22 protein-coding genes are annotated in these 26988 nt (G+C 40.5%); 3 read left to right on the top strand and 19 right to left on the bottom strand.

What is annotated here, in order from left to right; all coding sequences use genetic code 11:
* Window positions 1–30: 30 nt before the first annotated feature.
* The 11 genes from dnaI to citZ all read right to left on the bottom strand — a co-directional run bounded on the left by dnaI (window position 31) and on the right by citZ (window position 13395).
* The gene (gene dnaI, locus WKU33_RS06905) at window positions 31–957 is read right to left on the bottom strand and encodes a primosomal protein DnaI (RefSeq protein WP_336251592.1); all 927 of its coding nucleotides are present in this window, start codon (window positions 955–957) and stop codon (window positions 31–33) included.
* A gap of 25 nt (window positions 958–982) precedes the next feature.
* Window positions 983–2377, bottom strand: a complete 1395-nt coding sequence (locus tag WKU33_RS06900) for a replication initiation and membrane attachment family protein (RefSeq protein ID WP_340453874.1) — start codon at window positions 2375–2377, stop codon at window positions 983–985.
* A complete protein-coding gene (gene nrdR / locus WKU33_RS06895) occupies window positions 2355–2837 on the bottom strand; it encodes a transcriptional regulator NrdR (RefSeq protein ID WP_188855612.1) in 483 nt (160 codons plus the stop codon). The genes WKU33_RS06900 and nrdR overlap by 23 nt, the downstream gene beginning before the upstream one ends.
* Window positions 2838–3218: 381 nt before the next feature.
* Window positions 3219–4253: a glyceraldehyde-3-phosphate dehydrogenase gene (locus tag WKU33_RS06890; protein WP_336251590.1), complete on the bottom strand. Its 1035-nt coding sequence runs from the start codon at window positions 4251–4253 to the stop codon at window positions 3219–3221.
* A gap of 174 nt (window positions 4254–4427) precedes the next feature.
* Window positions 4428–5036, bottom strand: coding sequence for a dephospho-CoA kinase (gene coaE / locus WKU33_RS06885; RefSeq protein WP_156857586.1), 609 nt, complete (start codon window positions 5034–5036; stop codon window positions 4428–4430).
* A gap of 13 nt (window positions 5037–5049) precedes the next feature.
* Window positions 5050–5877 (bottom strand): DNA-formamidopyrimidine glycosylase, encoded by an 828-nt coding sequence (gene mutM / locus WKU33_RS06880; protein ID WP_156857616.1) that lies wholly within the window; start codon window positions 5875–5877, stop codon window positions 5050–5052.
* 13 nt (window positions 5878–5890) lie between these two features.
* Complete coding sequence (gene polA, locus WKU33_RS06875; RefSeq protein ID WP_156857585.1) at window positions 5891–8527, bottom strand: DNA polymerase I; 2637 nt, start codon at window positions 8525–8527, stop codon at window positions 5891–5893.
* A 121-nt stretch (window positions 8528–8648) separates the two neighbouring features.
* A complete protein-coding gene (pnpS, locus tag WKU33_RS06870) occupies window positions 8649–10010 on the bottom strand; it encodes a two-component system histidine kinase PnpS (protein WP_336251589.1) in 1362 nt (453 codons plus the stop codon).
* On the bottom strand, window positions 10007–10702 hold the full coding sequence (locus WKU33_RS06865; protein WP_336251588.1) for a response regulator transcription factor: 696 nt from the start codon (window positions 10700–10702) through the stop codon (window positions 10007–10009). Before WKU33_RS06865 ends, pnpS begins: the two co-directional genes overlap by 4 nt.
* A gap of 226 nt (window positions 10703–10928) precedes the next feature.
* Entirely contained in the window at window positions 10929–12197 is a 1269-nt protein-coding gene (gene icd / locus WKU33_RS06860; RefSeq protein ID WP_188855605.1) for an NADP-dependent isocitrate dehydrogenase, read from the bottom strand.
* Window positions 12198–12276: 79 nt separating this feature from the next.
* Window positions 12277–13395: a citrate synthase gene (gene citZ / locus WKU33_RS06855; RefSeq protein ID WP_336251587.1), complete on the bottom strand. Its 1119-nt coding sequence runs from the start codon at window positions 13393–13395 to the stop codon at window positions 12277–12279.
* A gap of 271 nt (window positions 13396–13666) precedes the next feature.
* On the opposite strand from citZ, the gene ytvI reads away from it, so the two are divergent.
* Window positions 13667–14779, top strand: a complete 1113-nt coding sequence (ytvI, locus tag WKU33_RS06850) for a sporulation integral membrane protein YtvI (protein ID WP_336251586.1) — start codon at window positions 13667–13669, stop codon at window positions 14777–14779.
* Here the strand turns inward: ytvI and WKU33_RS06845 are convergent.
* The 8 genes from WKU33_RS06845 to dnaE form a co-directional block, all read right to left on the bottom strand.
* Window positions 14776–15165: an FxsA family protein gene (locus WKU33_RS06845; protein ID WP_156857579.1), complete on the bottom strand. Its 390-nt coding sequence runs from the start codon at window positions 15163–15165 to the stop codon at window positions 14776–14778. The genes ytvI and WKU33_RS06845 overlap by 4 nt on opposite strands.
* 410 nt (window positions 15166–15575) lie before the next feature.
* Window positions 15576–17336, bottom strand: coding sequence for a pyruvate kinase (pyk, locus tag WKU33_RS06840; protein WP_336253584.1), 1761 nt, complete (start codon window positions 17334–17336; stop codon window positions 15576–15578).
* Between the two features lie 21 nt (window positions 17337–17357).
* The gene (gene pfkA, locus WKU33_RS06835; RefSeq protein ID WP_336251584.1) at window positions 17358–18317 is read right to left on the bottom strand and encodes a 6-phosphofructokinase; all 960 of its coding nucleotides are present in this window, start codon (window positions 18315–18317) and stop codon (window positions 17358–17360) included.
* A gap of 223 nt (window positions 18318–18540) precedes the next feature.
* Window positions 18541–19497 carry an acetyl-CoA carboxylase carboxyl transferase subunit alpha gene (gene accA, locus WKU33_RS06830; RefSeq protein WP_156857698.1) on the bottom strand — a complete coding sequence of 319 codons (957 nt, stop codon included), beginning with the start codon at window positions 19495–19497 and terminating at the stop codon, window positions 18541–18543.
* 3 nt (window positions 19498–19500) lie between these two features.
* Window positions 19501–20355, bottom strand: coding sequence for an acetyl-CoA carboxylase, carboxyltransferase subunit beta (gene accD / locus WKU33_RS06825; RefSeq protein ID WP_336251583.1), 855 nt, complete (start codon window positions 20353–20355; stop codon window positions 19501–19503).
* 101 nt (window positions 20356–20456) lie between these two features.
* Window positions 20457–21089: a FadR/GntR family transcriptional regulator gene (locus tag WKU33_RS06820; RefSeq protein WP_232334474.1), complete on the bottom strand. Its 633-nt coding sequence runs from the start codon at window positions 21087–21089 to the stop codon at window positions 20457–20459.
* Window positions 21090–21116: 27 nt separating this feature from the next.
* The gene (locus WKU33_RS06815; RefSeq protein WP_336251582.1) at window positions 21117–22352 is read right to left on the bottom strand and encodes an NAD(P)-dependent malic enzyme; all 1236 of its coding nucleotides are present in this window, start codon (window positions 22350–22352) and stop codon (window positions 21117–21119) included.
* A gap of 123 nt (window positions 22353–22475) precedes the next feature.
* Window positions 22476–25820 (bottom strand): DNA polymerase III subunit alpha, encoded by a 3345-nt coding sequence (dnaE, locus tag WKU33_RS06810; RefSeq protein WP_340453865.1) that lies wholly within the window; start codon window positions 25818–25820, stop codon window positions 22476–22478.
* Between the two features lie 157 nt (window positions 25821–25977).
* Here dnaE and WKU33_RS06805 point away from each other — a divergent pair, with 157 nt between their 5' ends.
* Window positions 25978–26310, top strand: coding sequence for a YtrH family sporulation protein (locus WKU33_RS06805; protein WP_188855594.1), 333 nt, complete (start codon window positions 25978–25980; stop codon window positions 26308–26310).
* Complete coding sequence (gene ytrI / locus WKU33_RS06800) at window positions 26311–26802, top strand: sporulation membrane protein YtrI (protein ID WP_340453862.1); 492 nt, start codon at window positions 26311–26313, stop codon at window positions 26800–26802.
* Window positions 26803–26988 lie beyond the last annotated feature (186 nt).

The raw sequence follows: 26988 nt of genomic DNA, 5'->3' as shown, positions 1-26988 counted from the left end.
TAAGTCCGGTTTCTACTAGAAGGAAGTACATTATTTTCTGCGGTTATAGCCCTGAACATGCATGATGTCACTTACTTGTTGGATTCGTTCAATGATTCTTGCGGCCTTTAGTGTTTCAACACCTGTTCGCGTTGTTGCAAGATGTGTTTGCAGTTGTTCCAAATTGTAATTGGATGTGAAAAAGACAGGAAGTCCTTCCATCATACGGTATTGCAGAATGGAACTTAAAATTTCATCCCGAAACCATGCGGAATGCATTTCAGCACCTATATCATCTAGCATGAGAATATCCGTCGTTTTAAATAGATCCATCTTCTCGTTGACGGAATCATCTTTCAATGATGCTTTCATTTCTCTTACGAATTCCGGCATATAAATAATCGTTGATGATATATTGTATTTTTTTAATTCATTCGCGAGAGCTCCTAGCAGGAAGGTTTTCCCTACACCGAAGATTCCATGTAAGTATATTCCCTTCTTCGGAATCTCATATTTTGCTTGTTCCAGGAAGTCGAATATCTTTAGGAGCACTTGCGTCCTGGATGAATCATTATCAATATCGGAAAATCTCGCTTGCAAAATCTCTTTTGGCATGTATAAACTTTGAATTAATTTATTCTGCTCCTGTTCCTTTTCAGCGAGTAATCTGCTATGGCATTTCTCATAACGGATATGAATTTCATCCCCTGTCACTTGCAGAATAGGCGAGTATCCTTGAATCATGTTTTTACATTCACCAAAAGAAGCACAGTGATCGCATTGCTTTGATTGGGATTTGAACTCATATAGTTTAATCAGGTTTTTATCAATCTCTTCTTGCCCCAATTCCGGGTGAATAGCGAGGAATTCTTTGATTTCTGGATCTTGAAGCAACTCTTGTTTCATTTTTTGATAATTTTCTTTAAAACTTTCGCTTTTGTTCATCCACGCTTTTAAGTTCGATTGTATTGGTTTCACTAAAATCACCCTTTTAAAGACTGGTTTAATTTCCTTCTGAATATTGTTGCAGCAACTTTGCGACCTTCCATTGCTCCTTGTTCATTGCAGGGGATTCTTTCTCTTCTTTTTTCTCTTTATGTTTCCCTGACTTATACCAATCTGGAACAATATCATTATTTGACGCACGCCCGTAATTACCTTGATGATTCCGCGCCCGCTTTGCCTTCGCTTCTTCATAACTGGCCTTTTCCTTCTTCGCAAATTCCATAGCTTCCCTTGCTGTCTGTAATTTCGCCCGAGACCAGTGACTTGCAATCTTCTCGAGATAAGCTCTGGACAATTTCATGTTTGTCTGCAATAGCACATAATGGATGAGAACATTCATAACAGCTGGCGGAAGCCCTTGATTCGTCATCACATCGCTGATCAGCTTCAGATCTTGAGCCGAAGCGGAACTTCCACTTGATAAATCTTCCAGTAATTGTTTCGGCGTAATTGTTTCTAACTCACGAATTAATAAATCTTCTCTTGTAAGTGGCTTTTCCGGTTCTTCCGCTTTGATTACTTGCTTATTAAGTTCTTTCTTTTCCACAAGACGGATTGGCTGACTATTGCTTTTTGCTCGATAAATGTCATGGCAAGCCTGTTTAAATTCTTCCCTGTCGAGATAATTCTCCTCATTTAATGACCAATTAACGGCTTTATCGATCTCAAAGCTTTCCAATTCATAGAGAATGAGCATATGAGCAATCAACTTACGGTTTTCTTTCGTCAGAACACGATAAACAGGGATCATCCGTTGCTTCAGCATCTGTTCCAGCCACTGGAAGTCTACTGTCCCGTCTTCCTCAACGGCTACTGCTTCATCTTCATGAACAGTCACTTGAACCATTCCTTCTTTAGGGGTAGTCTGGAATACTTCCTGGAAATCTGCAGTAATATTCTCGCCAGCTTCCGGTACACTGTCTTTTGCGAAAAGATCTTTTAGCTGGTTGAATTTCTGCTCACCAAGGTGATGATAAAGCAGGGATGAACACATTGCTTCTTCAAAGAAACTTTTTGAATCAAACGGACATTGCAAGTTATACGTGTAAATTGTAAACTCGTCCATTTCTTGTTTAAACGTACGTAATAAGCCGATAGCTTCCAGCTTTAAACGGGCATCATAAATTCTATCTAGTGGCAGCATCATGTAATTCATTAACGTATGATGTGTTTGCGGTATTCCTTCTTCCTGCAAGGATACTTCATTCGTAAGGGTTAAATAAAGCATAAGTGGCTCTGTACCAATAAGCGGTTGGTACAAATGTGTTAAAGATTGCAGATAATCAACTGGTAATGCTTTATCCATTCGAACAAAATACCCATCAACAGGTAATAGCTGTCCTATGCTTTTCACTGGATATTCACCCTTTTTATTCTTCCTTTTCCGCTTCATCTTGTTCTTCCGCATTAATCAATTCTTTCAATTCATCTAGAAAAACAGTAACATCTTTGAATTGACGATAGACAGAGGCAAAGCGAACATAGGCCACTTCATCAACCTTAGAGAGTCTTTCCATCACCATTTCCCCGATTAATTCCGAGTCCACTTCTGATGAACCAAGATTCCTCAGTCCTTTTTCAACCTCAAGAGCAATCTCTTCCATCGTTTCAACCGGAACTGGTCGTTTCTCACAGGCACGGATTAATCCGCGGGTCAGCTTATCCCGAGAAAATTCTTGACGCATACCGTCTTTTTTAACGACGATTAATGGAACTTCCTCCATCCGTTCAAATGTTGTGAAACGCTGACCACATCGTTCACATTCTCTTCGGCGCCGAATCGCTCTTCCGTCTTCTATCGGACGGGAATCGGTTACTTTTGTATTTTTATAATTACAGTTTGAACAACGCAACTTCGCTCACCTCTCTACCTTCAAACAAGTTTCATTTATTAGGATAGAAGCCTACACTTCTAAATGTAAAAAATAATATATCCTTTATTTTAACATGTTTCCGTAAAATCTTCTATTCGATTAAAATCCGGACATGGCCAGCCCTGGATACCTAAGTTATCACAGCATTTTTATTATCACGCATGAACGGTCTATATTCCCCCCACATCTAAACAGGAGAGAAGGAATTTCCCACTGAATGAAGTTTCACTTTTTAGTTTCTTATACAATAAAAAGATGCATCTTCGTTCGGCTGCCCCCGGAACGGAAAATGCATCTTTATAGCAGTTTGATTTATCACGCATGAACGGTCTGTAATACCCCCACTGAATGAGTTTCACTTTATGAAATTTTAGCAGTTTGTTTGTACAATAGTGATTCACCAACTAGTTTCGCCAAATCAAGGACGCGTGCAGAGTAGCCCCATTCATTATCATACCAAGCAAGGACTTTAATCTTTTTATCCTCCATTACAATCGTTGATAATCCGTCAACGATAGCTGATGAATCGGTAGTTGTAAAGTCGATTGACACAAGCGGATCCTCCGTATAGCTAATGATACCGTTATAGTCCCTTGCAGCCGCTTCTTTAAAGGCACCATTCACTTCTTCCACCGTAACGCTTTCTTCTACATCAACAACTAGGTCAACGAGCGATACGTCTGGAGTTGGAACACGTAAAGCCATTCCATGCAATTTACCATTCAAATGTGGTAATACTTCGCCAAGTGCTTTTGCGGCTCCTGTAGAAGTTGGAATAATGGATTGTGTACAGCCACGAGCACGGCGAAGGTCTTTGTGAGGATTATCCAAGTTCTTCTGATCGTTTGTGAATGCATGGACTGTAGTCATTAATCCGTTAACAATTTTGAAACGGTCATCAAGGACTTTTACGACTGGTGCTAAACAGTTAGTTGTACATGATGCGTTTGATACAATATGGTGGATATCTCCGTTATATTCTTCATCATTTACACCGATAACGATAGTTTTATCGATTTCTTTACCAGGTGCCGTAATGACAACTTTTTTCGCACCTGCCTGAAGATGTAATCCTGCTGTTTCATTTGTCTTAAACTTCCCTGTTGCTTCAATAACAACATCTATATCAAGTTCATTCCAAGGCAACTTATCCGGCTCCCTGGAACTGACAAGCTTAACTTCTTTACCGTTAATTTGCAGCGCATTGTCAAGCGCTTTCACTTCCCCTTCAAAAATACCATGAACACTATCATATTTAATTAAATGCGCTAACGTTTCGGGCGGGTAGCTTGCATTGACTGCTACAACTTCAAATTGTTCATCCACCATAGCCTGGCGGAACACCATTCTCCCGATACGTCCAAACCCATTAATTGCAATACGAATTTTACCCATCTTTACCCCATTCCTCCCAATAAGTTATACTTTATTATGTATTACTGAAATTAGTATAACACATTAAACTTGGAATGTGTGCTATTTTCATCATAATCCAGATGTTTTAATATTAAGAAAGTTGGTTACCTTATTCGTATCTTATGCAATCCATTTTATTACGGCACTGCTAAGTCAATTAACTTCAAGTATTTGCCACTTTTCTAGCAACTGCCGCAGCTGTTCATATGTTTCTTCCTTCGTGCTATTATTATTAATTACCGCGTCAGCAAGACTTGCTTTTTCCTTTACTGGCATTTGCGACTGGATGCGTTGCATTGCTTCTTCTTCTGTAAACTCATTTCTCGCCATTAAACGCTGTAACTGAATCTCTTGATCGGCATACACGACGAGAACCTTATCTACAAATTCTTGAAGCTTACTCTCAAACAGTAATGGAATATCCAGAACAACACATTGATTACCCTCACGGATGAAGTGATCCCTTTTCTCAAGCATTTTTTTCCGAATGGCAGGGTGGACGATGCCGTTTAATTGTTTCCGCTTCGTCTCGTCGGTAAACACAATTTCACCGAGCTGTTTCCGGTTAAGCGTCTTATCTTCGAGCAGGATATCCTCTCCAAAGGTTTCAATCACTTCTTTATAAGCGTCTTCTCCTGGCTCCACTACTTCTCTTGCCAATATATCAGCATCGATAACTGGGATGCCAAGTTGTCGAAACATCTTGGCAACGGTACTTTTTCCTGTCGCTATACTTCCGGTTAATCCGATGACTAAACTCAAAAAATCTCACCCCTTAGAGAGGCTGGCACTTGGTACATAAATGTGTTCCTCTGCCAGCCACTTTTATTTTTACTATTTTTTGTCCGCAGTCTGTGCATTGTTCATTTTCCTGGCCGTAGACAAACAGCTTCTGCTGGAACATGCCCATTTCCCCTTCAGAATTCACGTAGGAACGGATCGTTGTGCCTCCCGCTTCTACCGCTTCTGTCAAGGTGATGATTGCAGCATCTTTAATTTTTTCAATCTCACTGTCTTTTAATGTGTTCGCCCTTCTCATCGGGTGTACGCCCGCTTTATACAATGTCTCGTCCACATAAATATTACCCAACCCTGTTACGACTGATTGATCAAGCAATACTGCTTTAATCAATCGTTCCGTCTTGTTCAGCTTCTCTTTAAAATAGGGAAAACTAAAGGACGAATCGAATGGCTCCGGCCCTAATTTACGGAGTGGATCGTGTGTCATCTCATCCCCAATCGGATAGAGATGCATCGTACCAAATTTGCGCACATCATGATAATGCAGTGCTTCCCCGTTTGTAAATGTGAAAATAACATGCGTATGTTTATCCTTCTCTGTTTCTTCCGGTAGGACTCTATATTTTCCTTCCATACGTAAATGGGAAACGAGGCAGTAATCATCCAAATAAAATAAGAGGAACTTCCCTCTCCGACCCAACCGTTGAACCGTTTGGCCGACTAGCAAATGTTTAAATTGTTCCACATCATCGGGATGCTTGATAATCTTTCCCCAATGAACTTCTACTGTTTCAATTGTCTTCCCAATGGTTAAATGTTCAAGTGTTCGCTTTATCGTTTCTACCTCTGGTAACTCTGGCATTTCTTCTATCTCCTTATTTAGCGTCAAACCAGCTTTCCCCATACTCATAATCCACTTTGAGTGGTACGAGTATTTCAATCGTCTCTTCCATTGTTGCTGGCACAATTTCAATTAATCGGTCCAATTCCGACTTCGGTGCTTCTAAAATCAGTTCGTCATGGACTTGAAGCAGCATGCGGGCTTCAAGTTTCTCTTCTTTTAATTTATGATGAAGGTCGATCATCGCCTGCTTGATGATATCTGCTGCACTTCCTTGAATCGGCGTATTCATTGCGGTCCGCTCCGCAAAGCTTCTTCTGTTGAAATTACGGCTCGTAATCTCTGGTAAATATCTTCTCCGGTTCATGATTGTCGTTACATACCCTTGTTGTTTCGCTGATTGAACAATACTGTCCATATAATCCTTTACACCTGGGAAACTTTCGAAATAACGTTCAATAAATTGTTTCGCTTCTTTCCGAGTTATGCCTAGGTTTTGTGAAAGACCGTAATCACTAATTCCATAGACGATTCCAAAGTTTACCGCTTTAGCTTGTCTACGCATATTAACTGTGACCGCATCTTCCTCGACATGGAATACATCCATTGCGGTTCTTGTATGAATATCCATGTCATGCTGGAAAGCATCAACCAGCTTCTCATCTTTTGCAAAGTGAGCGAGCACTCTTAATTCAATTTGTGAGTAATCCGCAGCAAAGATAATCCAGTCCTTCTCTGAAGGTACGAATGCACGCCGGATCTTTCTTCCTTCCTCCAGTCGTATTGGGATATTTTGTAAATTAGGATCCACCGAACTAAGTCTTCCTGTTTGAGTAAGCGCCTGGTTGAAGCGGGTATGAATCTTGCTTGTATCTTTGTCCACGACTTTTAATAAACCTTCAATATAAGTCGATTGTAACTTTCCGAGTTGACGATATAACAAGATTTTCGGAATGATCTCATGTTCCATTTGAAGCTGTTCAAGTACGTCTGCGGCAGTCGAGTATCCCGTTTTCGTCTTCTTAATAACAGGGAGCCCTAATTTATCGAACAGAATTGGGCCAAGCTGTTTCGGTGAATTAATATTGAACTCTTCACCTGCAAGCTCATGGATTTCACGAATTAACGTATCCAATCTTGCTTTCAAATCCGCTTCCATTTCTTTAAGGCGGTCTGTATCAACTAATACGCCTTGATGTTCCATCTCACCAAGAATTAAAGCAAGCGGCATCTCCAGTTCAGCAAGCAATTCATATTGTTCATTTTCTTTCAATTGCTCCGTCATACGAGTCTGTAATTTAAATAAGGAAAGAGCTTTTCTTGTAATATGTTCTGCAGTAATCCTCTCTTCAGGCACCTTCATCTTGGCACCTTTCCCGTACACTTCTTCATCAAAGAGGACATCCGTATAGCCATACCTGCTTCCAATCGACGGGATATCATGATTGTTCTCCGCCGGGTTCAAGAGATAAGATGCTAATAGCATGTCAAAGGTAATTCCCTTTATTTCAATATCATTTCTAAGCAGAGCAACAACTGTTTCTTTCGCATCAAATACCGCTTTTTTCTGTGCCGGATCTTCTGCCCATGTTTTGAATGCAACTGATTCAAGGGCTAGATCTGTTGGGATAAAATAATTACCTGATTCATTGACTAGGCCAAATCCGATAATCGGAGCCTGATGATAATTTTCTTCAATGATTTCAACTACTAATGCACTGGCTCCATTAAAAATTGTTTCATCCACTTCCGAAACAATCTCGTAATCAAGCTTTGCCATTTCCACTGATTCTTCCGCCTCTTCACCTTCTCCGGAAAATCTGTTTAGAAGTGAGTTGAATCCGAGTTCTTTAAAGATATTCATTACTTGGTTCTTGTCAAACCCATTAAACTGAATATCATCAATGGAAATACTTACAGGAGATTCCCGGTCAATTGTAACGAGTTCTCTACTCATAAACGCTTCATCTTTATGAGTTGTGAGGTTTTCTTTTAATTTCTTTCCACCGATTGCATCAATGTTCTCATATACTTCTTCTAATGTCGGGTATTGTTTCAACAATTTTAATGCTGTTTTTTCACCAACACCTGGCACCCCAGGAATATTATCGGAACTATCACCCATCAAAGCTTTGAAATCAATTATTTGATCGGGTGAGATACCGATTTTCTCCTTAAGAAAGGCAGGAGTGTATTTATCAATCTCACTTATTCCTTTTTTAGTCACATGAACAGTCACGTGATCAGACACAAGCTGCAGAAGGTCTTTATCTCCCGAAATGACGGTTACTTCCCAATCATCGTTATCCCCTAATTTGGAAAAAGTTCCAATAATATCATCTGCTTCATACTGCTCCAGTTCATAATGCGGAATTTGAAAAGCTTCAAGCAACTCTTTAAGAACTGGGAATTGCTCGGACAATTCAGGTGGGGTCTTCTGTCTCCCTCCTTTATATTCTTTATACGTGTCATGACGGAAGGTTGTCTTACCTGCATCAAAAGCAACTAGCATATGTGTTGGCTTTTCTTCTTCCAAAATTCTTAATAACATCGTCGTAAAACCATACACAGCATTTGTATATACACCTTTATCATTATTTAATAAAGGCAGCGCAAAAAATGCTCGGTAAATAATACTGTTTCCATCGATAAGTACTAATTTATTTCCCATCCGGATTCCTCCAATTTACATTCTCATTATATTCATTTTATCACTCTAAGCTAATAAAGGAAAAAATAACGAAATTCCCAGACTGGCGCTGGTTGATTTAAAAAAAGCATAAGTTAGTTGCTTATGCTGGTAAACAGACTGTAATCGTTGTACCTTGATCCGCTTCACTGTCGATTAATATCTCCCCTTCATGTACTTCCACGATATGTTTTACAATGGCAAGCCCAAGACCAGTTCCACCAGAATCCCTTGCCCGCGCTTTGTCCACGCGGTAAAACCGTTCGAATACACGTGGTAGATCTTTCTCAGGGATACCAATACCTGTATCACAGACTTCGATTTTCACCAACTCATCTTCTTTGTAGATTCGCAGGGAAACATCCCCTCTTGCCGGTGTATAGTTCAGGGCGTTGTTCACAAGGTTAATGATCACCTGGGTAATGCGATCCTTATCTGCTTTGAACTGAATATCTTCCACTTCTGTTGTAAATGAGATATCTTTCCGCTCTGCCTTATAAGCGAGTGCTGGCATAAGCGATTCCACCAATTCCGAAGCATTAATTTTATGCAGGACGAGCTTGAAATTATCACTTTCCAATCTCGATAAAGATAGCAGGTCTTCGATTAAAATCTGAATTCGATTACTCTCATGATAGATAATCTCCAAAAATTGACTAACCGCTTCCTTATCATCAAGATTACCGTCCAATAATGTTTCTGAAAATCCCTTAATCGATGTAATAGGTGTGCGGAGTTCATGGGAGACATTCGCGACAAAGTCTTTCCGCATGCTCTCGAGCTTCTTCAATTCTGTTATATCATGAAGAACGAGTACAACTCCTTTAGGGATATTACGTTCATTAATGATCGGAGCTCCAGATATTTCAAAATACATATTCTCAATCCCGACATAATGCTTGAACGTATCTTTTACTCTTCCCTCATAAAGGAACACCTTTTGGATTGTCTCCTGGATCGTCTCATCTTCCAACACATTATAATACAATGAACCGACATAATCCTTCTCCGTTTTACCGAACAAATCAATAAATTTACGGTTCACAAGATGGATATACCCTCTCTCATCCAGCAACACTAGACCACTTGCCATATTATCGATTAAGGTCGAAAGCTGTTCGGATTGGATTTGTTCTTGAAGAGAAAACTCTGTCAATTCTCTAGCCAGTTTATTAATATTAGTGCTCAACTCATTGTGCAATGGATTTCTCGTATAATGGAATCTTGCCTGGTAATTCCCTTTACCGATTTCTTTAATGGTGTTCGATGCCTTTTCAATTGGTAAAATATAATTATTATAAATCCGGATAAACAGAAGGCAAACAGAAAAAAACACAATGAAAAGCACTGCGATCAAGAAGATAATATTCTCGGCAAAGGTGGAAATAATCAGTCCTGCTATAAGAACGATGATGAATAAACCGACAATGTAAGAGAGTAATACTTTGGAAAAAGGTCCATTCATTTAGCAGGCTCCTCCATTTTATAGCCTAGCCCCCGAATCGTCTTAATATAAATCGGTTTTTTTGTATCTGGTTCAATTTTATCTCGTAAATGACTGATGTGTACATCGACAATCCGAGTATCTCCTACAAAATCATAGTCCCATACACCACTCAATAACTGATCACGTGAAATCACTTTCTCTTTATTTTTGGCAAGATAATAAAGTAGTTCAAATTCTTTTCTAGTGAACGAGATCATTTCTCCATGAAGTTCTGCTTCATATCGTTCCGGATAAATAACCAAATTGCCAATTGTAATAGAGCTGAAATGATTGTGGTTCATTTTCATGGTGCGTCTTAAAATTGCTTTGATTCTCGCGATAACCTCTTTCGGGCTAAATGGTTTTGTTAAATAATCATCCGCCCCAAGCTCAAGTCCGAGAACTTTATCAAATTCTTCATCCTTTGCCGTAAGCATAAGGATTGGTGTATCAATTTTATTATTCCGCAAATATTTACAAACTTCAATTCCGTCCATTTCTGGGAGCATTAAATCAAGAACAATTAAATCAAATTCTTGCGTTTCAGCCTTACGAACTGCTTCCGGGCCGTCATAGGCTTCATCGGTAGTGAACCCTGACTTTTCCAGATTATACTTTAATAATGTTACGATAGGTTTTTCATCATCAACGATAAGAATTTTTTGACTCATTTTGATTTCTCGTCTCCTCCACCAACTAATTATCTGTCTATACGTTTCTATCATACCATCTCCAGTGGCATACCGTATATCAAATAACATATTATTAAGAAATCTTAACATAATTTACCTTTAATTAGTATGGGCGGATGATGATAAAAATATAACTACCTATCCAGGAGTCCGTAAAAAACCACCATTCTATGAAAATATAAAATGGTGGTTTGGATTAGTAATTTTATAGGTTTTTGATTAGTTCATCAGCAAACTCGGAACATTTAACTTCGGTCGCGCCATCCATGAGACGTGCAAAGTCATATGTGACAACCTTGGACTCGATTGTTTTATCCATGGAAGCTGTGATCAAGTCTGCTGCTTCTCTCCATCCTAAGTGTTCTAACATAAGAACAGCGGATAGAATTACGGACGAAGGGTTAACCTTGTCTAAGCCTGCATACTTAGGTGCTGTACCATGTGTTGCTTCAAAGATTGCGTGGCCAGTATCATAGTTGATGTTTGCTCCTGGAGCAATTCCGATTCCTCCTACTTGTGCAGCAAGCGCATCAGAAACATAGTCTCCGTTCAGGTTCATTGTCGCTACAACATCAAATTCACGTGGGCGAGTTAGAATTTGTTGCAAGAAAATATCTGCTATTGCATCTTTAATCAAGATTTTGCCACTAGCTAATGCTTCATCTTGCGCTTTGTTTGCAGCATCCTTTCCTTCTTTCTCAACAATGCGGTCATATTCATCCCAAGTGAATACTTTATCGCCGAACTCTTCTTCAGCTACTTCATAACCCCACTGCTTGAAGGCACCTTCTGTAAACTTCATAATATTACCTTTGTGGACGAGCGTAACACTCTTACGTCCTTCATTTATTGCATACTCAATTGCAGAACGAACGAGGCGCTTTGTCCCTTCTTCAGAAACCGGTTTGATTCCAATACCGGAAGATTCCGGGAAACGGATATTTTTAACACTCATTTCGTTTTGTAAGAAATCAATGATTTTCTTTACTTCGTCCGTGCCTTTTTCCCACTCGATACCTGCATAAATATCTTCTGTATTCTCACGGAACACAACCATATCTACATCTTCAGGTCGTTTTACAGGTGAAGGAACACCGCTAAAGTGACGAACTGGGCGTAAGCATGTATATAAATCTAATTCTTGACGCAAAGCAACGTTTAAGGAACGGAATCCTCCGCCAATTGGTGTTGTTAATGGCCCTTTAATTGCAATTTTATATTCGTCGATTTTATCAAGTGTGTCTTGAGGAAGCCACTCGCCAAACTTATTGTATGCTTTTTCCCCAGCGTATACTTCCATCCATTCGATCTTCTTTTCTCCGTTATATGCTTTCTCTACAGAAGCATCAATTACACGGCTCGCTGCTGCCCATATATCTGGACCAGTTCCGTCTCCTTCGATAAATGGAACAATCGGCTGATTCGGTACTTTTAATTCACCGTTCTCTACTACAATCTTTTCTCCCTGTGTCATTACAACAACCTCCTATATGTATTCATCAAGAATAGCTGGAAAGATATCCAGCTATTCCTATTAACTATCTATAACTTAATTACTCGCGATTTTCAAGTGGGATAAACTTCGCATGCTTCGGACCAACATAATCTGCACGTGGGCGAATCAGGCGGTTATTTTCATATTGTTCTAGAATATGTGCAAGCCATCCAGATGTACGGCTTACTGCAAAAATCGGAGTGAATAAATCATGGTCTATCCCTAAACTGTGGTAAACGGATGCACTGTAGAAGTCAACGTTCGCAGGCAATCCTTTTTCTTCTTTAATATAATCTTCTATTTTAACGCTCATCTTATACCATTTCTCTTCGCCGATTAATCCGGTGAGCTGTTTGGACATTTCTTTCAAATACTTTGCACGAGGGTCCCCGTTACGGTAGACACGGTGGCCCATTCCCATAATCTTTTCTTTGTTAGCAAGTTTTTCTTTAATATACGGCAGCGCATTATCGACTTCTCCGATTTCACTTAGCATTTTCATTACCGCTTCGTTGGCTCCGCCGTGAAGTGGTCCTTTTAGTGCCCCAATTGCTGCAGTGATACCGGAATACATGTCAGATAGCGTAGCCACACATACACGAGCTGTAAATGTCGATGCATTAAGTTCATGGTCAGCATGAAGAACAAGCGCTTTGTCAATTGCTTCTATTTCAATATCTTTCGGATCTCTTCCATTCAGCATGTAAATAAAGTTCTCAGCAAATGTATACTTCGGTTTCGGCTGAACAGGTTCTTCCCCTTTACGGAGTCTTGCGAACGCTGTCACAATTGCGCCCATGTTCCCTTGGATACGAATTGCTTTCTTCATATTTGCTTCCGCGTCAACTTGATCGGCATCCGGATCGCTGAGCGCCATGTAAGAAATTGCCGTTCGGAGCGCTGACATTGGATGAACAGCTTTCAAGTCATAAGATTTAAAATGATTAATTAAGCCTTCAGGAACTTTCATATGCTCGACTAGTTCTTTACGTAATTCTTCTAATTCTGACTTATTTGGTAGTTTTAAATGCCAAAGTAGATAAACCACTTCTTCAAAGATCACATTTTCTGCTAGGTCATCAATTGGAATACCAACATATGTAAGTTGGTCATCAATAATAGAACTAATTGATGATTCGGCTGCTACTACACCTTCTAACCCCTTTGTAGTTGTCATACTTAAACCTCTCCTTTTCTATATATTCATACACTCCATGACAATATTATATGTAATGGCTTTCTTTTGCTTAGCTAGTCCTTCCGAACCCTATCTATTGCTGATTCGATATAATATTGTCTTCCCCAGATTAATTATATAGTAATTGCCGGTTAAAGTGAATTGAAAGTGCTTAAATACTTAAAAACGCCATTAAATTCCTCGTTTTGCAGTTTTATTTTTTCACCTGCTGGCATAGTATCTTAAAGAAAGAATGATTTGGGGGATTTCTATGGACAAGTCAATACTAACAAAAATATTTAAAATCTGCATCATTTTACTAGTTTGTATCGGTGGTTTTTTTCTTATCCGCTACTCATTTTCAATCATTCTCCCGATCACGCTCGTTCTTTTGCTAACATCTTCCATGGAACCAGCTGTAAAATTTCTACAACAAAAGGCTAAATTCCCTCGCCCGCTTGCTAGTATCGTTATTCTATTTATTTTATTGTTTCTGTTGGTGGGAATACTGTTTCTTGTTGTAACGGAGATTTATGAAGGGATTGCTTATCTAGCGGAAATTTTGCCAGAACGGTTTCATCAGTTTGGTACGATTGTGGAATATTACTTCCAAACGACAATCTTACCACTTTATGAACAGGTCTTTCGATTTTTTAATGAACTTTCCCCAAGTGACCAGCTCTTCATTCAAGATTATTTCAGCAATTTATTTCAACATTTCGGTAGTCTCGTTGGCGTTTTCTTCCAACAATTATTATTGTCCGTGCCGCGGAATCTTGCGATAATCCCAGAATCGCTAGCCATCGCTTTCTTCATCTTATTTGCAAGTTTCCTATTATCAGCAGATTTCCCTCGTGTGAAAGAATTCTTTGCAGGGCATGTTCCGAAAAAATGGAGTGAATGGCTGCAGCATCTTGTTTATTATATGAAACGATCAACATTAGGTTATGTGAAGGCACAAATCATTCTAATTACGATTTCTTTTCATATCATTTTCTTCGGATTATTATTAATCGGAGTCGAGCATGCTTTAACGATTGCCTTATTTATGATATTAGTCGAGCTGGTTCCTTTCGTTGGGACAGGCCTTTTATTCATTCCGTGGATCGGCTATTCTTTTTTATCGGAAAATTATAGTCTGACGATTGGGCTTGCAGTTGTTTATGGCATCGTAATCGTTGTAAGACAATTAATCGAACCGAAAGTCTATTCGGTGAATTTAGCAATCCATCCACTCGCCTGGCTAATTGCCGCTTTTATCGGACTTAAAATGTTTGGGATTGCCGGATTGATCCTTGCACCGATTTTTATCGTGCTGTTTAAAGGGATGTATGATTCCGGATTTTTCCGCTGGCTGATCCATTATGTCAATGGGAAAACTTAGAACCTCCTATAAATAATGACCCCTTTTTGCACCATTTTATTAAGGATGTTCGCAATTTTGCGTTTAAGAAAATTTCTTGTGAATGGTATAAGTAGAATCAACCCGATTACATCTGAGATAAAGCCTGGTGTAATTAGCAAAATAGCTCCAATAATAATGCAGAGACCATCCGTAACTTCGGAGGTCGGTACTTCTTGTCTCTCCATGGAACGGAGCGCCCGATTCCATGTTTCAAATCCTTGTATTCTACCAAAAATAAGTCCAAGTGCAGCTGTGCCCACAATTAGGAACAACACCCACCAGACTCCAATATGGCTGCCTACCCAAACGAGTAAACCGATTTCGAGCAAGCTGAATAAAAGAAAGCCAATTAAAAAATTTCGCATATCCTTCACAACCTTTCACGCTAACTTTATGATATAGAACCAGCTTTTACAGCCTTAACCTTCCAGCCAATCCTTATGGAACTTATCCAGAATCGTTTATACTTTCATTCAGCGTAAGTGCAACTCTCTTTCCGGGGTCCGCAGTCCAGACACCTCTCGCTTTCCGCAGGCGGCTGATGAGCCTCCTCGTACGCTTTGCGTACTGCGGGGTCTCACCTATGCCTTTCCTCCTGCAGGAGTCTCGAGGTGTCTGGACTGCTCCGAGGAAAGGCGTGATTTGGATTACTGTTTAATGCACAAAATACTTATGCTGAGTGAAAGTGTTCTATTTTGATTTTTTGTGTAGAAGTTAATTATAGAAGAATAAGCAATGCTTCTCTTCACTAGAAAAACATTGCTTATCACTTTAATTACAGTACGCTTGCATGGCCATCATAAATATCGCCTTTTGTACCATCAATTGTTATGTCTTGACCGTCTTTCAGCAATTCTAAAGCATTTTCCACTCCAACGATGACTGGAATGCCAAGACTTAGACCGACTACTGCAGCATGTGAAGTTAATCCACCTTCTACTGTAATAATTCCGCCGGCTTTTTCAATTGCTGGCATCATATCACGATCTGTACCATAAGTAACGAGAATATCGCCGGAAGAAACCTTTTGAATAGCTTCTTCTTTGTTAAGCGCAATTACTGCTTTACCGTAAGCACTTTGACGGCCGATTCCTTGACCTTTTGCAAGCACATCTCCAATGATATGGACTTTCAGTAAGTTCGTCGTACCACTTTCACCTACTGGAACACCAGCTGTAATAATTACACGGTTACCATGACTGCAAATACCGGCTGATAATGCACGTTCAATCGCAACATCTAGCATTTCGTCAGTGGAATCTGTCTTCTCCCCTTGAACTGGGTGTACACCCCACACAAGTGCGAGTTGGCGATTTACACGTTCATTAAACGTAACAGCTAAAATCGTCTGTTTCGGACGATACTTGGAAATCATACGCGCGGTATGACCGCTTTCTGTTGGAGTAATAATTGTTTGGACATCTAAGTTCATCGCCGTATGAGTTACCGACTGGCTAATTGCCTCTGTAATTGTCATTTCAACAAGCTTCGAGCGCTCGCTTAAAATATTTTTATGCTGGAGTGCAGATTCTGTTTTTAGTGCGATATTGTTCATCGTTTGGACTGATTCAACAGGATACATACCTGCTGCAGTCTCACCAGATAACATGATTGCATCCGTTCCGTCAAAGATAGCATTTGCTACGTCTGAAGCTTCTGCACGTGTAGGTCGCGGGTTACGCTGCATTGAATCGAGCATTTGTGTAGCAGTGATAACTGGTTTACCTACAAGATTACATTTTTTAATTAATTCCTTCTGTACAAGTGGCACATCCTCAGCAGGAATCTCTACACCAAGGTCCCCACGCGCAACCATGAGGCCGTCACTTACTTCTAAAATTTCTTCAATGCGGTCTACACCTTCTTGGTTCTCAATCTTAGGAATGATGTTGATCCTGTTGCCAAGATGTTCTTCCAGCACTTGACGAATTTCCAGTACATCAGATGCTCGGCGGATAAAGGATGGCGCAATGAAATCGACATTGTTTTTAATACCGAAAATAATATCTTCTTTATCTTTTTCCGTCATACCCGGAAGGTTCAACGATACGTTTGGTACGTTCACACCTTTTGTATTTTTAATTTCTCCCGAGTTTAGAGCTTTTGTTGCAATTTCATTATTTTCTTTATCGATTGAAACAACTTCTAGCTCGATCAGACCGTCATCTAGTAAAATCTTCGAACCAACTGAAACGTCATTGATCAATCCTGGATAAGAAACAGAAAACCGTTCCGCATTTCCTTCGACCTCATCCATTGCAATATAAACAGTGCTGCCAGATTGTATTTCCGCCTTACCACCTTTGAAGCGGTTTGTACGGATTTCTGGCCCCTTCGTATCTAATAGAATTGCAACATTTTTATTTCGATTCGCTGCTGCTTCACGGATGTTTTTAATACGGGCACCATGTTCCTCATAGTCACCGTGGGAGAAGTTTAATCTTGCAACGTTCATACCTGCATCCATCAATTGCTCTAATGTTTCCACCGATTCAGAAGCAGGACCAATAGTACATACTATCTTTGTATTTCTCAATGTAATTCCTCCTTGTATATGCTAAATCGACAACTCTTTCGATAAAGTGTACATTTCTTCATGAACTGTACTTGGCTTGTCAAAGATATCATGAATGGCATAGTCAACGAGATGATTATTCTCTATGCCAACCATTCTACCCGCTTTTCCATTCATTAAAAGCTCCATTGCGCGAGCTCCTAGTCTACTTGCAAGCACACGATCTGCTCCGGTAGGCGAGCCTCCACGTTGAATATAGCCAAGAACCGTTACCCGTGTTTCGAGTTGTGTCGCCTTTTCAATTCTTTTACCGTAATCAAAAGCGCTACCTACTCCTTCAGCGAGGAGAATGATACTATGACGCTTCCCACGTTGGTGGCCGCGTTTCAAACGATCAACGATACTATCGAAGTCCTCCCTATTTTCAGGAATAAGGATACTTTCTGCTCCACCAGCTAGCCCTGCCCATAATGCAAGGTCGCCCGCGTCTCTACCCATTACCTCAATTATGTAGGTACGTTCATGCGAAGTAGCTGTATCACGGATTTTATCAATTGCTTCAATAACGGTATTCAGTGCTGTATCAAAACCGATTGTAAAATCTGTACCCTTTATATCATTATCAATCGTCGCAGGGACTCCAATACAAGGGAAGCCTTTTTTAGTAAGTGCCTCCGCACCAAGGAAGCTTCCATCTCCGCCAATAATAACGAGGCCATCAATTTTGAATTTCTTCAGCTGCTCAATTGCCTTTTCCTGGCCTGCATCAGTTTTAAATTCATCGCTTCTGGCTGAATAAAGCATCGTCCCACCCCGCTGGATAATATCTCCAACCGAGCCGATTTCCATTTTTTCGATTCGTCCCTCCATCAATCCCTGGTAACCGTACTTAATGCCGTACAATTCCAGTCCATGATAAATACCTTTACGTACGACTGCCCGGATTGCTGCATTCATTCCCGGAGCGTCGCCTCCACTTGTTAATATTCCAATTCGTTTCATCTTCTTCACCTCGAATATAGGTTTTATGAGTACAAGCATGAGTTCAACTTTTACATCTATTCTCAAGCAAGGAAAAACTGTACTATTAATTTTGTATACCCTGTATCATTTTACCTCACTACATTAAAGATAAATAAAAAACGGCAAAATAGCAATTATTTCACCGCCAAAATAACAAAAAACGCGGCGCTTGTCACTAAAAAGACAAAGCACCGCCTATTTTTTATCGATTCATGTAGTCACCAATTTGTTTATATTTTTCCCATCTTTTTTCTAATAATTCCTCTTCATCGTATGTAGCTAGTGTCTTGAGGGATTTTGATAGGACTGTATCGATAAATTTTGCCTGTTCATCGACATCACGATGTGCACCACCCCGCGGTTCCGGAATAATCTCATCTATGACATGAAGTTTCTTCAAATCGTAGGAAGTAATTCCCATCGTTTCCGCCGCGTGTTTAGCTAAACTAGCATCCTTCCAAAGGAGCGCCGCTGCTCCCTCAGGCGAGATAACGGAATAGGTTGAGTTCTCAAGCATGTGAATGTAATCTCCAACACCAAGAGCAAGGGCTCCTCCACTACCGCCTTCCCCGATGACAATACATACAATCGGGACGGTTAGACCTGCCATTTCCATTAGATTTCTTGCGATTGCCTCACTTTGCCCACGTTCTTCTGCTGCTTTTCCAGGGTAAGCCCCCTTCGTATCGATAAAACAAATAATTGGCCGATTAAATTTCTCGGCTTGTTTCATATGGCGTAATGCCTTCCGGTACCCTTCTGGATGTGGCATCCCAAAGTTACGACGGATATTTTCCTTCGTATCCTTACCACGTTGGTGTCCGATGATGGTAACTGGCTTGTCTTTATAAAAAGCAATACCAGAGACAATAGCGGCATCATCTCCAAATAAACGGTCTCCATGGAATTCGATGAAATCAGTGAATAAACGTTCGATATAATCAAGTGTCGTCGGACGCTCGCCATGTCTTGCCATCTGCACCCGTTCCCACGGTTTCAAATTCCCATATATATCATCTTCCAACACCTTTAATCTTTCTTCAAGGGTTGAGATTTCATCCGTTAAATCCATTTCGCTATCTTGTGTGATCTTTTTCAACTCGGCAATTTTTTCTCTTAAATTGACTACCGGTTTTTCAAAATCCAATACGTGCTTCATTTCTTATTCTCCACCCTTCTCATGCAACTTCAGCAACTGGGCAAGCGTATTACGCATTTCTTTCCGGTGGATTACTTTATCCAATTGTCCGTGCTTCAGCTGGAATTCGGCGGTCTGGAAATCCTGGGGAAGCTTTTCCCTGATTGTTTGTTCAATAATTCTTCTGCCTGCAAAGCCAATTAATGCACCTGGTTCAGCGAAATTATAATCACCGATAGATGCGAAACTTGCTGACACTCCTCCTGTAGTCGGATGGGTCATAACAGAAATCATTAATCCTCCTGCATCACTGAATCGCTTGATAGCAATCGACGTCTTAGCCATTTGCATAAGGCTTAGAACACCTTCCTGCATTCTTGCGCCTCCTGATGCTGAGAAAATAATGAACGGAATTTCTTCTTTTCTTGCATTTTCAACCGCGCGGGCAATTTTCTCACCAATTGCTGAACCCATACTTCCCATTCGGAAGTTCGAGTCCATTACGGCAAAGGCAGTTGGATGGCTGTCAATTAAACCTTTTCCAGTTACTACCCCTTCATTTAAGCCCGTTTTCTTTTGGTCTTTTTCTATTTTTTCTATATAATCCGGGAAGTTTAGCGGATTGGCAGAAGAGATCTCTGCATCCCATTCAACAAATGTGTCTACATCAAAGAGGCTATCAATCCGCTCCCAAGCGGTAAGTGGATGATGGTAGCCGCAGTTCGTACAGACATGAAGGGATTTCTTCACTTCTTTTCTGTAAAAGATTTTATTACATCCTCTACATTTCTGCATGAGACCTTCCGGAACATCCATCTTCCCTTGTTCACTGGGTATCGATGCATATCGTCTGCGCTTGCCAAATATATCTTTTAGCAAGATCATACCTCCTTCTTTCTAACAGCGTGCTTTGCATATCTCTTCCACATCATAGCTTATCCAAGAAGAAAATACTGTCATAATTTGTAAGCTATTCGGATTTAGTCATATAATTGATGATCTTGCTGTTTATATAACTCTTCTATGGCATCGTAATCCTTTTTTGCCAAGAGTTCCATTAATTGGTTATAAAAATGCTCATCATAATGAGCTTTTGTGATGGAACTTGAGAATTCTTCCAACAGCATCCAGATTTTTAGCAATAATTGATTATTCGCTTTTTTAAGTAAATAAGTGAAAAAAATTGTATGTTTTTCCTCAAGTACAGTTGTCTGGTTGATCGAAGCGTTCAACTTGGACCTTGCAACTTCATCCATATTCGGGCATGCTAACTTCACCGCTTCTTTTTCAATCATAGTTTTTACTTGAAGGAGTTCATCTCTTGTCCTATCTGCTAATAAAATAAATGAAGATAATAATTCCACAGACTGTAACGATTGATAGGATCTTAAAAATGTACCTTCACCGCGACGGGTTTCAATCAGCCCTAATAATTCGAGTGCACGTAATGCTTCTCTGACGGAAGATCTGCCTGCCTGTAATTTATCGGCTAATTCTCGTTCCGAAGGCAGTTTATCACCAGGTGATAGATGATTGTCTTTAATATAGACCCGTAATTCCTCTAGCACACCTTGATATACTTTTGGTTTGGAAGGATTTGACACCTTAAACATCTATCCCTTCTCAAGCTTCTTCATCTCTTATTCATAATTCCCTGTTAGTTCTCTCGTCTTCTCTGCTACTTCTTCCGGATCGACCTGAATACGGGCAACACCCGATTCCATTGCAGCTTTCGCAACACTTTTTGCTACAATTGGAGCAACACGTGCATCAAATGGTGCAGGAATCACATAGTCCTCATTCAAATCTTCGTCCGATATCAGAGAAGCAATTGCTTCTGCCGCAGCTACTTTCATCTCTTCATTAATTCTTGTTGCACGTACTTCTAGTGCCCCACGAAAAATTCCCGGAAATGCCAATACGTTGTTCACCTGGTTCGGGAAATCAGAGCGACCAGTGCCAATCACTTTCGCGCCTGCTTTCTTTGCCTCCTCTGGCATTATTTCCGGTTCTGGATTTGCCATAGCAAAGATGATTGGATTCTTATTCATCTTCGCAATCATTCCTTCTGTAAGAGCACCCGCAACAGAAACGCCAATAAATACGTCGGCATCTTTCAGCATGTCTTCAAGCGTGCCTTCCTCCTTGTCAAGGTTTGTAAATTGGGCAACCATTTCTTTAATCTCATTCATTCCATAGCTTCTGCCGTCATAAATTGCCCCACGGGAATCTGTCATTACCATATTGCGTACACCAAAGCTCTCTAATAATCGGGCAATCGCAATCCCCGCGGCTCCTGCTCCGCTTAATACGACTTTAATGTCTTTAAATTTCTTATCGACAAGTTTAAGTGCATTAATTAAGCCTGCAACCGTAACAATTGCTGTTCCATGTTGATCATCATGGAAAATCGGAATATTCGTTTCATCCTTCAAGCGCTCCTCAATGATGAAGCAGTTTGGTGCAGCAATATCTTCCAGGTTCACACCACCGAAAGTGGGCTCCAGCAGTTTTACTGTATTCACAATCTGATCCACATCTTGAGTTGCTAAACAAAGCGGAAACGCATCAACCCCTGCGAAGCTCTTAAACAAGACAGCTTTCCCTTCCATAACAGGAAGTGCTGCTTCCGGTCCGATATTACCAAGCCCCAACACTGCTGAGCCATCACTAACGACAGCAACCATATTTCCTTTCATCGTGTAGTCGTATACACGAGACGTACGATCGTAAATTTCTTTACAAGGCTCTGCTACACCTGGTGAATAGGCGAGACTTAAATCTTTTGCATCGTTCACCTGAACTTTCGACTCAACCGATAACTTACCCTGATTCACTTTGTGCATATGTAATGCTTCATCTCTTAGGCTTGCCATGATTATAATCTCCCCTTTAAATATTCCCATATTTAGACGGTTAACGGTTCGTTTTAGTGGTCAGACCACCTGCAACTTCTATATTATATCAAATGAGAAACTTCTGTAAAGCTTCGTACAAGACTAGACTTTTCTCATGACGACATTGTCTTTTCCGAAATAAGTCCGTAACTTGTTCAAGGTAGCGCTAGATGGATGGAGGAAATAATTTTCCTTTAATTTATATGATTGATTCTGTGCTTCATTATATAAAATAATCGCTGTACCCCCTGGATGCTCTTTAGCAATTCGATCAATGACTTTAAGTGCATCCGGATTCGTTTCTTTCGTCGATTTGATGAAAATAATTTTTTCTGACTTTTGTTCAAGATTCTCTTCATTGAAAAGTTCCATATTCTGCACAACAAATTGTAAGCGACCATTTCTTTCTTCCGCTCTACCCGTAATGGCTACAAGCTGCTCCTCCTCAAGCCAGCGCTTTACTTCCCTATACGTATCAGGGAAGATGACAGCATCCAGTGTATCCTGTTCATCCGCAATCACAAGAAATGCCATCTGTTCACCGCGCTTCGTTCGAATTTGCTTTATCTCCTGAATGATCACAACAATCTTCGTATCATTCTTTCTTAAGAGATGCTTTAGTGCAGCGAGTTGCATGTAACCACTCGCACGAAGCCTGGTACGATAATTTTTCAGCGGGTGACTGGAAATATACATCCCAACCAATTCCTTCTCATCTTGAAGCTTCTTCGCGACAGTGAAATCTTCTATGTCTACATAATTTCCTTCTAGACTAAGTTGGTTTTCAAAAAGATTGGGCTGGTCATAAAATTCACGGAATAATTCTCCTTGCTCCATCGCCTGATCAATGGAGGCAAGTAAACTTGCACGGTTGCCATACAAGTCATCAAAGGCGCCGGCAAGGATCAAGTTTTCAATCGTGGAACGCTTCACTGTTTCGCTTGGCACCCTTAGGCAAAAGTCAAACAAATCTTTAAAACGTGCCTTTCTCCTCGTCTCGATAATAGCCCTAATTGCATCCCCACCTATTCCTTTAATCGAGCGCAGTCCCATCCGGATCCGCCCCTTTTCCACTGAATACTTACCGAAACTCTGATTAATCGATGGTGGCAAAAGTTCCAGACCTATCTCATGCATCTCTTTTAAGTAAAGCTGAATTTTATCCTGCTGATTCCGAGCTGCACTTAGAATTTCGGCAAAAAAGCTTGCAGGATAATTTGCTTTTAAGTAGCTTAATTGATATGAAATCTTACTGTAAGCAACCGCATGACTACGCGGGAATCCGTAATTGGAAAAACGGACAATCCAACTGAATATTTCCTCAGCCACTTGCTTTGTATAACCATTGTTCAAGCAACCTTCAATAAATGCCTGGCGCTCTTCTTCCATGACTGCATAAATTTTCTTACTGACGGCCCGCCGTAGAATATCTGCCTCCCCTAGATTGAAACCAGCGATTCTGCTTGCGATTTGCATAATCTGCTCCTGATAAACGAGCACACCATAGGTCGATTCCAAGATTGGCTCTAAGTCTTGGTGGGGATACTCGACAGTCTGCTGTCCATTTTTCCTTGCGATATAAGTCGGGATGAAATCCATTGGACCTGGCCGGTAAAGGGCATTGACCGCAACAATATCTTCAAAATCGGTCGGCTGTAACTCTTTTAATACTCGCTTCATCCCAGCTGACTCCAATTGGAAAACTCCATTCGTCCGACCTTCCTGCAGGAGTTTAAACGTTTCTGCATCTTCGACAGGGATTGCTTCTAAACGGAGTGGTTCTTTCCGCGTATAGTTGACCGATTGAATGACTTTTTCAAGTAAAGACAGATTCCTTAGACCGAGAAAGTCCATCTTCAAAAGACCAACTGCTTCGAGATCATTCATGGCAAACTGAGTTAAATAAGTTTCACCTGATCCAGTTGTAAGTGGGACGTGGTCACGTAATGGCCGTTCACTTATAACAACACCTGCCGCATGGGTTGAGATGTGACGTGGCAAACCTTCCAAACGGACAGCTATAGAAAATAATAGCTTCAACTTAGTGGATTGCTTAATATAATCCGTTAATTCCGGGAGACCTTTCATCATCTCTACTATAGAATTCGACGGCTGGGTGGCAATTTCCTTTAAAATAAATCTTGCATCTTGTTGTTCCACGTCAAGCGTCTTTATCAATTCCCTAATTAATGATCTTGCTGCAAATGTACCAAACGTAATAATTTGGGCAACATGCTCCTTACCATACTTTTCCCTGACATACGCAATGACCTCATCACGTCTCTCGTCGGAAAAGTCGATATCAATGTCTGGCATCGTCTGCCTTTCCGGATTTAAGAAACGTTCAAACAGTAAATCATATTTTATAGGATCGACAGCCGTAATCCCGAGCGTATAAGCAACAAGGGAGCCTGCTGAAGAACCCCGCCCTGGACCGACAACGATTCCTTTTTCTTTGGCATAAGCAATAATATCAGCTGTAATTAAGAAATAATCACTAAAATCCATCGCCTTAATGATAGCTAGTTCATAATTTAAACGCTCTTTAATTTCTGGCGTCGTTTTCTCGTACTTTTCCTCTAGTTTCAAATAGCATTGTTCTTTTAAATAGGTATGTACATCTACCCCTTCTTTGAGCGGATAAGTTGGAAGGAATCGTTTCGTAAAATCAATTTCAACCGAACATTTCTCTGCAATTTTTACCGATTCACGAATTGCTTCAGGGAAAATTTCTCCAAGTTCTAGCTCTACTTCCTGCACAGTGCGTAAATGCTTATTCTGTAAAGCCGGAGTTGACAATTGCATATCCCACTGCCTGCTGCTTCTCATAGCAAGAAGACAATCATAACTGTATACATCCTTTTCCTCGAGATAATGGACGTCGGTGATAGCTGTAATGTTGGTTGGATATGTATCAGCATAAGCCTTGAGTAGCGTAGTGGATCTCCCACCTTCTTCGATACCAATGTAAAAGTCTTCCGCTCCAAATAACCCTTCAAATGCATGCAAATACTCTTTTACATCCTGGAAACTATTCTCACTCAATTTAGAAGAAAGTTCCGTATCCTTAAGTGGTAGGATACCTATAAGTTCTGCCGAATGATTTGCTAGATCTTCCAAGGAGAGTGCCGCTCTATCTCCCGTTTGCAGAAATGTACTCAAACGCATTAGCTGATGATACCCATTATTATCCTTTGCAAGTAAGGTAAGCTTCGAAACCGATCCTTGTTCATCCGTTGCAACCGGTACAATCAAGCCAATGATCGGCTTAATTCCTGCCTTCTGACATGCCCGGTAAAAAGGAATCGTGCCGTAAAGTACTCCTTCATCCGTGAGGGCAAGTGCCGGAAATTGTAGCTCTTTCGCTTTATTTAGTAACTTTTCAATGGTAATTGTACTGTTCATCAGGCTATAGCCGCTTCTAACTTGTAAATGTATGTAAGACATACAATCCCACCTTCTTTTCACTGACTTCTATTATAACAATAATATAAGAACAAGCATACGCTTACGTATTTTTCTCCCGTTATTCTCAGGAGGTTCATAAACGCAACAATCGGCACATAAAATATTAAAGGACATGCTAAAAGGAGTGAAGCGCATCATGGAGGAACGGTTTTTCGCAGCATTTATCCATTGTTTTTTCATCGCACTTGGCGTAATCCTTGGCGGTTCGGTTATCGGGAGTATCGGCGACTTTGCAACCGGGGAAGCCCCGTTATCATCCATGACAAGAATCGCGGACCGGCTGCGTATTTGGGCGATTGTAGCAGCAATCGGTGGAACGTTCGATGCAATTGCGAATGTAGAGAGAGGTTTACTCGATGGTTCAACTTTTGACCTAGTGAAACAGGTTCTCCTCATCATCTCAGCAATGGGAGGAGTAAAGGTTGGCATTACAATTATTGAATGGCTTACCGAGAAAGGGATGTCGTAAATGCACTTCCCCCCTTATTATAAACGCCCGGAATGGCAACGATTCTTCATCGGTGTTCTTGCCGGCGGCCTTATTAGTTATTTCGTTTTAATTTATATGTACGGTGTCATGTATGAAGACTTACTAGCAGAGAATTATCAGTTAGGCGAGGAAATTATCGACTTAAGGCAACAGAATAAAGTATTGCTTGAGAGCCAGGAAGATCAGGACACCGAACTAGCGATAGAAGAAATTGAAATTACGATTTCCAATCCGGATGTGTTGAAGAATGACAGCTTGCTCGTCTCCCAGCTGAAAACATTAATCAAGGAAGAAATCAGCCACCTAATTGGCACTGATATTCTTATCGTATCTTCTAATGAAGAATTGCTCATCTCGGCAATTGAGAACAAAGCCTTCACAATAGATAATGTCACGTACCATTTCTCCATTACCCGCTTAATCTTTGCCCCGAAGCTTAGAATCGTTGCTGACGCTAGTATAGCGAATTGAACATTTTTCGAGAAGAATAGGAACCTATTTGTCAAAAGCCCATAGGATGAATGATAAAGTGAAACTTCATTACAGTGGGGAATTCCTTACCTCCCCACTGAATGTTAGTTGAACAGTATCAGGGATTTACGGACTGTTTATCCCCACCTTGACATTTTGGGTTCCCACATGTTTAGATGTGGGGAT

This window comes from Oceanobacillus sp. HCA-5259, assembly GCF_037892815.1.
GTDB classification, from domain to species: Bacteria; Bacillota; Bacilli; order Bacillales; family Amphibacillaceae; genus Oceanobacillus; species Oceanobacillus indicireducens.
Note: the sequence above shows the minus strand (reverse complement) of the source record. Positions and strands in the feature narration are given on the sequence as shown.

Bases quoted from the DNA above. Each gene is read 5' to 3' on its own strand.
- WKU33_RS06845 (WP_156857579.1), bottom strand. From the start codon at position 15,165: ATGCGAAATTTTTTAATTGGCTTTCTTTTATTCAGCTTGCTCGAAATC.
- citZ (WP_336251587.1), bottom strand. From the start codon at position 13,395: ATGACAACTACAAAGGGGTTAGAAGGTGTAGTAGCAGCCGAATCATCA.
- polA (WP_156857585.1), bottom strand. From the start codon at position 8,527: ATGGGAAATAAATTAGTACTTATCGATGGAAACAGTATTATTTACCGA.
- accA (WP_156857698.1), bottom strand. From the start codon at position 19,497: ATGAAGCACGTATTGGATTTTGAAAAACCGGTAGTCAATTTAAGAGAA.
- WKU33_RS06820 (WP_232334474.1), bottom strand. From the start codon at position 21,089: ATGTTTAAGGTGTCAAATCCTTCCAAACCAAAAGTATATCAAGGTGTG.
- pnpS (WP_336251589.1), bottom strand. From the start codon at position 10,010: ATGAATGGACCTTTTTCCAAAGTATTACTCTCTTACATTGTCGGTTTA.
- pfkA (WP_336251584.1), bottom strand. From the start codon at position 18,317: ATGAAACGAATTGGAATATTAACAAGTGGAGGCGACGCTCCGGGAATG.
- mutM (WP_156857616.1), bottom strand. From the start codon at position 5,877: ATGCCAGAGTTACCAGAGGTAGAAACGATAAAGCGAACACTTGAACAT.
- ytrI (WP_340453862.1), top strand. From the start codon at position 26,311: ATGCACTTCCCCCCTTATTATAAACGCCCGGAATGGCAACGATTCTTC.
- WKU33_RS06890 (WP_336251590.1), bottom strand. From the start codon at position 4,253: ATGGGTAAAATTCGTATTGCAATTAATGGGTTTGGACGTATCGGGAGA.
- dnaE (WP_340453865.1), bottom strand. From the start codon at position 25,820: ATGTCTTACATACATTTACAAGTTAGAAGCGGCTATAGCCTGATGAAC.
- WKU33_RS06865 (WP_336251588.1), bottom strand. From the start codon at position 10,702: ATGAGTCAAAAAATTCTTATCGTTGATGATGAAAAACCTATCGTAACA.
- ytvI (WP_336251586.1), top strand. From the start codon at position 13,667: ATGGACAAGTCAATACTAACAAAAATATTTAAAATCTGCATCATTTTA.
- WKU33_RS06815 (WP_336251582.1), bottom strand. From the start codon at position 22,352: ATGGCAAGCCTAAGAGATGAAGCATTACATATGCACAAAGTGAATCAG.
- WKU33_RS06805 (WP_188855594.1), top strand. From the start codon at position 25,978: ATGGAGGAACGGTTTTTCGCAGCATTTATCCATTGTTTTTTCATCGCA.
- icd (WP_188855605.1), bottom strand. From the start codon at position 12,197: ATGACACAGGGAGAAAAGATTGTAGTAGAGAACGGTGAATTAAAAGTA.
- WKU33_RS06900 (WP_340453874.1), bottom strand. From the start codon at position 2,377: ATGAAGCGGAAAAGGAAGAATAAAAAGGGTGAATATCCAGTGAAAAGC.